Origin of the sequence: Mesorhizobium sp. KR2-14, from assembly GCF_040049255.1 — a bacterium.
Taxonomy (GTDB): Bacteria; Pseudomonadota; Alphaproteobacteria; order Rhizobiales; family Rhizobiaceae; genus Pseudaminobacter.
On record NZ_JBDZDR010000029.1, the window covers coordinates 1 to 1,375 of the forward strand.

General features: G+C 61.8%; 1 protein-coding gene. It reads left to right on the forward strand.

Annotation, left to right across the window (positions count from 1 at the left end):
- The first annotated feature begins 77 nt into the window (after positions 1-77).
- Positions 78-1,100, forward strand: a complete 1,023-nt coding sequence (locus tag ABLE86_RS22845) for an IS110 family transposase (RefSeq protein WP_348781288.1) — start codon at positions 78-80, stop codon at positions 1,098-1,100.
- Positions 1,101-1,375 lie beyond the last annotated feature (275 nt).

Genomic DNA, 1,375 nt, shown 5'->3' on the forward strand with positions numbered 1-1,375 from the left:
GCTTCTGATGCGGTGGACGGCTCTCCTCCCCCCCGTAGCTGCAGCTATAGTCGCGGGGCAGAGCTGGAGGAGCTATGATGGGCACCGTTACAACGATTGGTCTGGATATTGCAAAGTCAGTGTTTCAAGTCCACGGCGTGGATGCTGTTGGCGAGGTTGTCATTCGGAAGAAGCTGACCCGGGGGCGGGTGCTGGCATTCTTCGAGAGCCTGCCGCGATGCTTGGTCGGGATCGAGGCCTGCAGCTCGTCGCATTATTGGGCGAGAGAGCTTACTGCACGTGGGCATGATGTGCGGCTGCTGCCCGCACAGTACGTGAAGCCGTATCTAAAGCGGCAGAAGAACGATGCGGCCGATGCAGAAGCCATCTGCGAGGCGGTGACCCGGCCGACCATGCGCTTTGTGCCGGTGAAGTCGCCCGAGCAGCAGAGTGTGATGATGCTTCACCGGGTTCGGTTGATGCTCAACCGCCAGCGCACACAGATATCGAACGCGTTGCGAGCACACCTATCCGAGTTCGGTGTCGTGGCGCCGATCGGGCGGAATGGGATCGAGCAACTGCTCGTAGTCATCAACGACGAGAACGACACCAGGATCCCCGCTGACGCACGGCTTTGCCTGCGGATGCTCGAGGCGCAGCTCCGGGTCGTGAAGGAGCAGATCCTCCAGAATGATCGAAGGGTCCGGGCGAGTGCGCGCGAGACCGAGCTTGGTCGCCGGTTGATGGAGATACCTGGCGTGGGCCCGCTGCTGGCAAGTGCCTTCGTCGCGACCGTCGCCGATGCGCATGCGTTCAAATCGGGGCGCTGCCTGTCGGCTTGGATAGGGCTCGTGCCGAAGCAAAACTCAAGCGGGGGCAAGGAGAAACTCGGGAGCATCTCCAAAGCCGGTAATCGCTACCTGCGCCAGATGCTCGTGGTCGGCGCGATGGCGGTCATCCGCTATGCCGAGCGGAACGGGACCAGGCGGCCATGGCTCGTGCAGCTAATGGCTCGACGAACGACAAAGGTTGCAGCGGTTGCGCTGGCCAATAAGACCGCCCGGATGGTCTGGGCGTTGATGACAAGCGGCGAGCGCTACAGGGAGCCGGTCATCGCATAGAACGAGACAAGACGCGTAAGCGCCGACGAGGTTGGAAAGGGCGGACAGGAGCTAATGCACAAAGCCGGTTGATACCGCCGGATCAGGAAAACCCACTGGGGCCGTGCACCTTCGAGTGCGAGCTTCCGATCGGGACCTGGGCCGCGCGAATGGCATTATGGCCAGCGGCGCATGAAAGGCCGCACTACAGGTCGGATACATGGCCGCACCAACCAGCAACGCAGAATGCTCAAAAGAACCCCTTGCCAACGGAGAGCCGTCCATACACGGCCCCA